The following is a 7,723-nucleotide window of genomic DNA, read 5'->3' on the forward strand; positions in this document are numbered from 1 at the left end:
CTAATAAACAATTATATCAATTCGATTGCATGATAATTCATGTAATTATAAAACAACTAACGAATGAATTTAAATTTATTAATTGATAATTTAACGAATCCAGCATTATTATTTTTTGTACTTGGAATCATAGCGGTATTGGTCAAAAGTGATTTGCAAATCCCTGAGGGAAGTTCCAAGTTTATTTCTTTATACCTGTTATTTGCCATTGGTTTTAAAGGCGGTCAAGAGCTAGCTCACAGTCATTTTACTATTGATATTGTATGGTCCATATTTTTTGGGGTCTCAATTGCTTTAATCATACCCTTGTATTCTTTTTTTATTTTAAAGAAAAAATACAGCATTGAGAATGCGGGAGCCATTGCTGCTACTTATGGATCTGTAAGTGCAGTAACTTTTGTAACCGCGGTTTCCTTTTTAGAATTACAAAATTACACCTTTAGTGGTCATATGGTTGCTGTGATGGCATTGATGGAAGCTCCGGCTATTATTGTTGGTGTCATCTTAATTAGATTGTTTAGTACCGAGAACGTTTTAAAAACAAAAATGTCAACTATTATTACCCATTCTTTTACAAACGGAAGTGTGTTGTTAATTCTAGGGAGTTTGTTCATTGGTTTTTTGGCGAGTGAGCAACAAGCTTTAGGTATTAAACCCTTTACCACCGATATTTTCAAAGGATTTTTAGCTTTGTTTCTGCTTGATATGGGAATTGTAAGTGGTCGTAAATTGGGGGATTTCTTTAAAAGTGGCTGGTTCAGTTTTGCCTTTGCTGTTGTGATACCAATAATCAATGGAAGTGTTGTAGCCTATCTAAGTCACTTTGTAACAGAGGATGTTGGTAACCGTTTCATCTTTGCTGTACTTGCGGCAAGCGCGTCGTACATTGCTGTTCCAGCGGCCATGAAAATTGCTGTTCCTAAAGCAAACCCAGGAATATTTTTACCGATGGCTTTAGCAGTAACATTCCCTTTTAACATCACTTTTGGGATGCCAATATATTTTGCTATTATTCAATGTTAATTTCGGTCCCAATTATTGAGTAAAAAAAAGAGGTAGCTTTTTGAGCTACCTCTTTTTTTTGGTTCTACTATATTCTCATTTTTTTCAATGAAATTACCTTCTAGGAACAGAATGATTACTTAATCGTTTTAAGCATTTCTTCAACAGCTTTTTCTAATTGTTTGTCTTGTCCGTTCAAATAATCTTCGTATTTCATAGCAACTGGAATATCTGGATTTACCTGTAAATTTTCAGTAGGTCTGTTTTCTTTTCCGATAGTAGCTACCATTGGAATTCCGAAAACTAAAGAAGGATCAATTTGAGTTTCCCACCAAACAGCTGTTCCTGTTCCTGGAACGCCCATTCCTATTAATTTTCCGATTCCGTTTTGCTTGTACACGTATGGGAAAATGAAAGCGTCTGAATAATTGCCTTCCCCCATTAATACACAACTAGGTTTGGTCCATCTTCCTAATGGTTCTGCATCTTTCAAGCGATTGCCTTGTGGTGCAAATTCAAGGTAGCGTTTGCCACTCAATAACGTATTTAAATCGTCGTGTAACCAGCCACCACCATTAAAACGAGTGTCAACAATCAAAGCTTCTTTTTCGAAATTTTTACCCATTACTTGGTCAAAAACTTCTCTAAAACTACCGTCATTCATACCTTGTACGTGCACGTAGCCTACTTTACCATTACTCAATTTTTCCGTAATCTGATTCATTTTACGAATCCAACGGTTGTACATTAAGCCCGATTCTTCGCCAAATGAAATTGGTTTTACACTTTCTTGAAACGCTACACCATTCGCGTCCACACCTGAAATTAGGATTAGTTTACCCGTTCTTCTGTTCAAAAACTTAGCCCAATCTGTAGCTGCAGTAATTGGTTCTTTGTCAATTTTATTGATAGTTGCACCTGCTTTTAGCTTTGAGCCTGTTTTATCAAAAGGTCCGCCTACAATAACCTCTGTTACTTTTAAACCGTCAGCGGCGTTTTTTTCATCGTATAATAATCCCAAACAAGCCGTTACATCCATATTAGGGAAACTTGCACTGTAACGTCCACCAGTGTGCGAGGCGTTCAGTTCTCCTAAAATTTCACTCAATAATTCTTGGAAATCATAGTTGTTATTGATGTGTGGTAAAAATTTAGCATACGTATCTTTGTACATTTTCCAATCTACGCCATGTAATTTGGGGTCGTAAAATTTCTTAGCGGTTTGCCTCCACATATGGTTGAAAATATAGTTACGTTCTGCTTCGGTATTTAAAACCATCTCTGCAGATACAGGGATTCCAGTAATTTTTCCGCCTTCCGTATCAATTTTCGATAAGCCTCCTTCGTTTCGTACAAACAATGTTTTGTTGTCCTTACTCAAAAATAAAGTACTTGGAGATGATCCTAGTTTGGCTAAAATCTTAGTCTCTTTTGTTTTAGTATCGGTTACCCAAAGGTCGAATCCTTTTTCAAAAGACGCTAAATAGAACAGTTTACTTCCGTCATCATTAAATACAAAATCAGCGATAGATGAGCTGTTAATCGTAACACGAACTTTTCTGGTTTCAAGATCAGTCAAATCAGGATTCCAAACTACAACTTCCTCTTTTTTAGGAGTCTCTTTCTTGTTTTTATCAGTACTAGCAGCAGTTTTTTTGTCTTCAGCTTCTTTTTCTTTATCTTTTATTTCTTTGGCAAGTGCCGCTTCTTCTTTGGATAATTTAAAATTTTCAAAGTCTTTTTTATCGAAAAATACGGCGTACACATCAAGTTCTCTACTGCCTTGATTGGCCAATGATTTTCGACCTTCTTTGCTGCTCAGCCACGCTAATGCTTTGCCTTTCATTTGTTGTTTGGCTGCATCTTCGCCAAAACCACTCATAATTGGGTATTTAGTTTCGGAGCCATCAGCTTTGATCATCGCAGTATGCGTAGCATTAAAATTACCCATGCTATCATCTACAAAAAGCCATTTGCTATCATCACTCCAGTTGAAACCAAAATCGCCATCAGAATAACTGTGGTTTCTACCTTCTGGTAAAATAGTTCTTGAGGTTTTGCTCGCCAAATTATACACACGAACAATGTTGCGTTCTTCAACAAAAGCAATTTCTTTTCCGTCTGGGCTAAATTTAGGCAGGAACTCTTCTTTGTCAGACGCAATTAACTTTTCTTCTTTGATCAAAGTAGCTGCGTAAAAATAAGATTCCTCTTTTCGTTCTACTTTTGCCGTAAATAAATCCCAACTATCACCACGCTCTGAGGCGTAAATAAGAGTTTTGCTGTCTGGTGACCATTGCACATGGCGTTCTTGCTCTGGTGTGTTGGTAATTCTTTTGGTACTTCCACCGTCGGCATTGGTCACAAAAATTTCGCCTCTAGAAACAATTGCAATTTCTTTTCCGTTCGGGCTTGGCACAAACTCTGAAATAGAACCTGCAATAGGTACGTTTTTCTCTACATTGCCTTTGCCATCATTTTGGATCGTAATTTTTATTTTTTGTGGACTTTGGCCTTCTTTCAAAGTATAAATTTCTCCGTCTTGCGAAAAGCACAAAGTATTGTCTTTTGCCACACTTAAATGTCTTACCGGATTGTTTTTGAAAGTAGTTATGGCCGTTGCTGTCTTAGCGCTAAGGTTTTGCTTGAAAATGTTTTGATTGCTACCGTCAGCTTCGCTCAAAAAGAAAATATGTAGATTGTCGTTGCTGTATACTGGTTCGCGGTCTTCACCTTCAAAAGTGCTTAACTGCGTGTAGGTTTTTTTGTTGACATCAAATACCCAAATATCACGCGTTACACTGCTGGTGTGGTGTTTGCGTAAAGCATCTTCATATCCTTTGCGGTCTTGAAAAACAATTTGGTTTCCTGCTGTGTTGTATCGAGCATATTCTATTCCGCCCTCAGTAACCAAAACCGGTTTTCCGCCAGTTGCTGCAACTGTGTAAAGGTTTTGGAACAAACGCGGCGAATAAAAATGGATGTTGTTGTTGCTCGTTTGACGGCTAGAACCAAATAATACATTTTTACTATCAGGTGAAAAATCATATGGATAATCAGCGGCTGAGTTAAAGGTTAGTCGGGTAGGCGTTCCTCCAGTTACGGGTAGCGTAAACACATCAAAATTACCGTAGCGGTCACTAGCAAAAGCAATTTGCTTGCCATCTTTGCTCCACACAGGCATCATGTCATGTCCTTCGTGAATGGTAATTGGAACTGCGGTACCGCCTTGGGCATTGACTACATAAATATCGCCTTTGTAGCCAAAGGCAATGTTTTTGCCATCAGGAGAAAGCGCGGGATGGCGCAACCAGAGGGCATCTTGTGCGAATGATACTGCGCTTGCTACTAACAACAAGCCACAATATAGAGATGATTTTAAATTCATAGTTAATAAGAGTTTGGTTCTCTATTTAGTAGCTTATTTTGAGATTTTGTTACAGGTTTACTTTGTTTTTTTGGGATTTTAGAAAACAGAAAAAGGGAAGACTTTTTTTATTTTGGGTCTCGGTCTTTAGCCAGCTCAGTAAAGGCAAATAATCTCAAAAGTGAAGAATGGTATTGATTTTAAATCTAGTCTCCTGGCGATGTGATGTCATTATATTATTTCAAATATTTTATTAAATTTTCGCCTCAATTTTTTTTTCTGTATTTGTAAGATCCAAGTTGAAAATAATGAAATCAAAACAGTGATTATATTAAAAACAATGTGCACTTCTTTAGGAGGAATAACGACATAATAAAAAAAGTAATTACACATAATTAACATCAATAGTGGGAAATATTTTATCCAAGCAATTCGTAATTTCCCAACAGGTTCTACACTGTAATTAACAAGCAATTTGTTTTCAGCAGATTTAAAATTTCCTTTTAGAAAATATAGAACCGGGGCGAAATTAGAATTGGATGTAAGTACAAAATTAGAATTATTAAAATTGCCGTAAAAGCATTTCTTATTATTCCTAAAAATTCCTAAAAATCCTATTGGAATCTTGATTTTAGGGGAGCCAATTTTTGTGTTCTCTTTTAATCGATTCCTAAATTCTTCTATTTCTATTTTTGATATCATCTAGTTGATCTTTTAGATTTTTACTGCAACACTAGAACCCATAAACTAGTTTTTCATTCCGAGCCTGTTCAAATTATAGACTTAAGTATATTTTTACGAGTCGCTAGTTTATTTTTAGTCATTTAATGGAAACGATATCCCTAAAGCAGTTGCTCCAGAAAATTGTTTTACACTTGGATGATAATAATAAGTAAAACCAAAATCTATTTTGTGTTTTTTCCCTAGTGCCAGTCCTATAGATAGTGGAATATGCATGATTATTCCATTTTTGTTGCTGTTTGTTGAAGGAGTAATAGTTTCAAATGCTCCAGCAGAGATACCTAATCCAGTCTCTAGATAAGGTGCAAAATAGGGGATGGGAGCACAGATACGAGCTTTTCCACCAAGTAATAATGCTTTTGAAGTAACTTTATAATTAAGTAAGTTTTGTTGGTTTTCATTTTTGTCTTCCGAGGTTATAATAATTCCTGCATAAGGTCTTGCACTAAACCATTTAGACATTGTAATTACATATTCTCCTTGGACATAAAAACCAGAACCACTTATATCTACCTCATCATACGGTACGCTTATTCCGTATCCTATTGATGCTTTTATGTATTTTCCAGTTTTTTGTTGTGCATTTATTGCGCTGGAAAAAAATATTGTGAAAATTACAACTATCTTATAAAAATTGGAGTTCATTTTTTTAGTTATGTTTTAATAATTTAAGTCTTGGTTTACGAAATTCCAATAACCCAATCTATGCTGTTAATATAGGTTTGATTTTATTGCTCAAATATATTAAAACATTCTTACAAAAATATATTGCCTTTTAACAACATCTAGACAAATTAAACGCTGCAAATAGCCCCCGCCAGCTTGAGTGTTTAGATAGCGCGATGCGACTCGCTCGTGTCCGCAATCTTTCTCAATTCAAATCTATTTCTAAAATTGTTTGATCTCCTATATCTAGAATTATATTTTCAGCCTTATAAGTCTAGTATCTAGCTAAATACCAATCAAAATTTTTGGTTTAATAACAGCTATGGTATATAATTATTTTTTTTATTCACTTTTTACTCTAGTAGAATGCAGCATATCAAACTTCCAGCCTTTATCAGTCAAAATTGCCGTAGCGCTTTCTAGCCAGTGGGCTTTTCTAATAATTTTATCATCAACAGAAATGGTTGCATAGTTGTGGTAGGCCACCCAAGCCGTTTTGTTGGTAACTTTGATATCAATAATTTCAATTGTGTTTACTCGTTTTGGGATGGGTAAATTGAGTTTGGCTTTATTCAAATGTGTTGCAATGGTATCGTTATTCCAAACTTCGCCGTGTTCTAACAGCAGGAAATCTTTGGTGTAATATTTCTCAATGTTTTTAGGTTCTAATTTGGACCAGATTTCATCAAACGATTCGAGTACTAGTTTTTCAATCTGTTTTTTGTGTGTTTCATTTGAAACTTGACCGAATGCTATCGAATTAAAAAACAGTGTAAATATTATGGTGTTACGTCTTTTCATTTTTTTGAAATTAAATTAACTGCTGGATTAATAAATAAATTAAGTTAATTTTTTGCTTGTTGCTATTTATAAAGATTTTTGATTCAAAGTATTAAAAACGTTTTTTAAATAATGCATTTATTATCAAGGAGTTGGCTAGTTTTTAAATTGTAAAAGTTTTTAAAACTTATTTTTACAGAATAGATCGAACAGTTGGCTTGTGTGTGACGCCTGTTAGCGGTTCGATATTTCTATTTAATTAGTTTTTAATAAATAATTTTTTTGATTCTTTCCAATTTATCAAATCGTCATTTTCTATTCTATGTGATTGAATTTTAGATGAAAATTTTTTTGATTGCTTCATTGCTTCTAAATGATTTCCATTACGATAAAAGTCATTAATTTGATTTTCATTTTCCCATAAAGTCATTGTATACCAAACTTTTAAATTCCAACTTCCTGTTGCTTTATATTTTTTGCAGTTTGATTCTTTTAACTGATTTATAATTTGTCTATTAAACTTAAAAAAATCAATAAGTTTTGAATAAGAATTTAGCTCTATTTTAGTTATTGATACTATCATTTATTTCGGTTTTTTTACAATGAGCGCTAACTTATAAATTGGTACAACACATTTTTCCAACACCATCGAATCTAGCTAGGGCGCTAATTCAGCGACATTCGCAAAGCAGACTCGAGTTTTTAAGAACGTTTTTTAAAGAACACTTCTAACAGCTGGGAAATACAAATTCATCGAAAATAAAAGTATTATTACACCAACAAAAATTCTATTTTTCAAATTCTATTTCAATTTCAAAACGAGCAATCATTTTTTTCCAGTTAAATTTTCTTTCCATTTCATCGCCATTGTAAACTACTGTTCCTACATATGATTTTTTTTTAATATCTCTTGTTCTTTTTAGTTTTAAAGATGGCACTGCCTGAATTGTACCAAAATCTGATTCAACAAATTCTGTATTATATTCTTTTTTATCAAGTACAATGAATGCTACATAAATGCCATTTTTAGGTATCTTAATGTTGTATTTTGAAATATCCACATCAGACCATATTTTATTATTATCTTTTTTTGCAAAAATATCATTCTTAATAATTTTAACATTTGGCATACCTATGCTATCACACGAGTATAAGTTTATTTTAAAG

At 34.0% G+C, this 7,723-nt stretch carries 6 protein-coding genes; 1 reads left to right on the forward strand and 5 read right to left on the reverse strand.

What is annotated here, in order from left to right:
* Nucleotides 1-63: 63 nt before the first annotated feature.
* Nucleotides 64-1,023: a sodium-dependent bicarbonate transport family permease gene (locus DNC80_RS02685; protein WP_182648988.1), complete on the forward strand. Its 960-nt coding sequence runs from the start codon at nucleotides 64-66 to the stop codon at nucleotides 1,021-1,023.
* Nucleotides 1,024-1,138: 115 nt separating this feature from the next.
* Here the strand turns inward: DNC80_RS02685 and DNC80_RS02690 are convergent, their stop codons facing one another.
* The 5 genes from DNC80_RS02690 to DNC80_RS02710 all read right to left on the reverse strand — a co-directional run.
* A complete protein-coding gene (locus DNC80_RS02690; protein ID WP_182648990.1) occupies nucleotides 1,139-4,390 on the reverse strand; it encodes a S41 family peptidase in 3,252 nt (1,083 codons plus the stop codon).
* Nucleotides 4,391-5,185: 795 nt separating this feature from the next.
* Complete coding sequence (locus tag DNC80_RS02695; protein WP_182648992.1) at nucleotides 5,186-5,755, reverse strand: hypothetical protein; 570 nt, start codon at nucleotides 5,753-5,755, stop codon at nucleotides 5,186-5,188.
* 363 nt (nucleotides 5,756-6,118) lie between these two features.
* On the reverse strand, nucleotides 6,119-6,577 hold the full coding sequence (locus DNC80_RS02700) for a DUF4440 domain-containing protein (protein ID WP_182648994.1): 459 nt from the start codon (nucleotides 6,575-6,577) through the stop codon (nucleotides 6,119-6,121).
* Nucleotides 6,578-6,815: 238 nt separating this feature from the next.
* Complete coding sequence (locus DNC80_RS02705) at nucleotides 6,816-7,139, reverse strand: DUF3291 domain-containing protein (RefSeq protein ID WP_182648995.1); 324 nt, start codon at nucleotides 7,137-7,139, stop codon at nucleotides 6,816-6,818.
* A gap of 205 nt (nucleotides 7,140-7,344) precedes the next feature.
* A partial coding sequence (locus DNC80_RS02710) for a hypothetical protein (RefSeq protein WP_182648997.1) occupies nucleotides 7,345-7,723 on the reverse strand: 379 nt, incomplete at its 5' end.

It is taken from the genome of Flavobacterium sp. SOK18b (genome assembly GCF_014156605.1).
GTDB lineage: Bacteria > Bacteroidota > Bacteroidia > Flavobacteriales > Flavobacteriaceae > Flavobacterium > Flavobacterium tiangeerense.

What these genes read in the sequence shown, in the direction of transcription:
- DNC80_RS02685 (WP_182648988.1), top strand. Translation starts at nt 64, where the DNA reads ATGAATTTAAATTTATTAATTGATAATTTAACGAATCCAGCATTATTA.
- DNC80_RS02690 (WP_182648990.1), bottom strand. Translation starts at nt 4,390, where the DNA reads ATGAATTTAAAATCATCTCTATATTGTGGCTTGTTGTTAGTAGCAAGC.
- DNC80_RS02695 (WP_182648992.1), bottom strand. Translation starts at nt 5,755, where the DNA reads ATGAACTCCAATTTTTATAAGATAGTTGTAATTTTCACAATATTTTTT.
- DNC80_RS02700 (WP_182648994.1), bottom strand. Translation starts at nt 6,577, where the DNA reads ATGAAAAGACGTAACACCATAATATTTACACTGTTTTTTAATTCGATA.
- DNC80_RS02705 (WP_182648995.1), bottom strand. Translation starts at nt 7,139, where the DNA reads ATGATAGTATCAATAACTAAAATAGAGCTAAATTCTTATTCAAAACTT.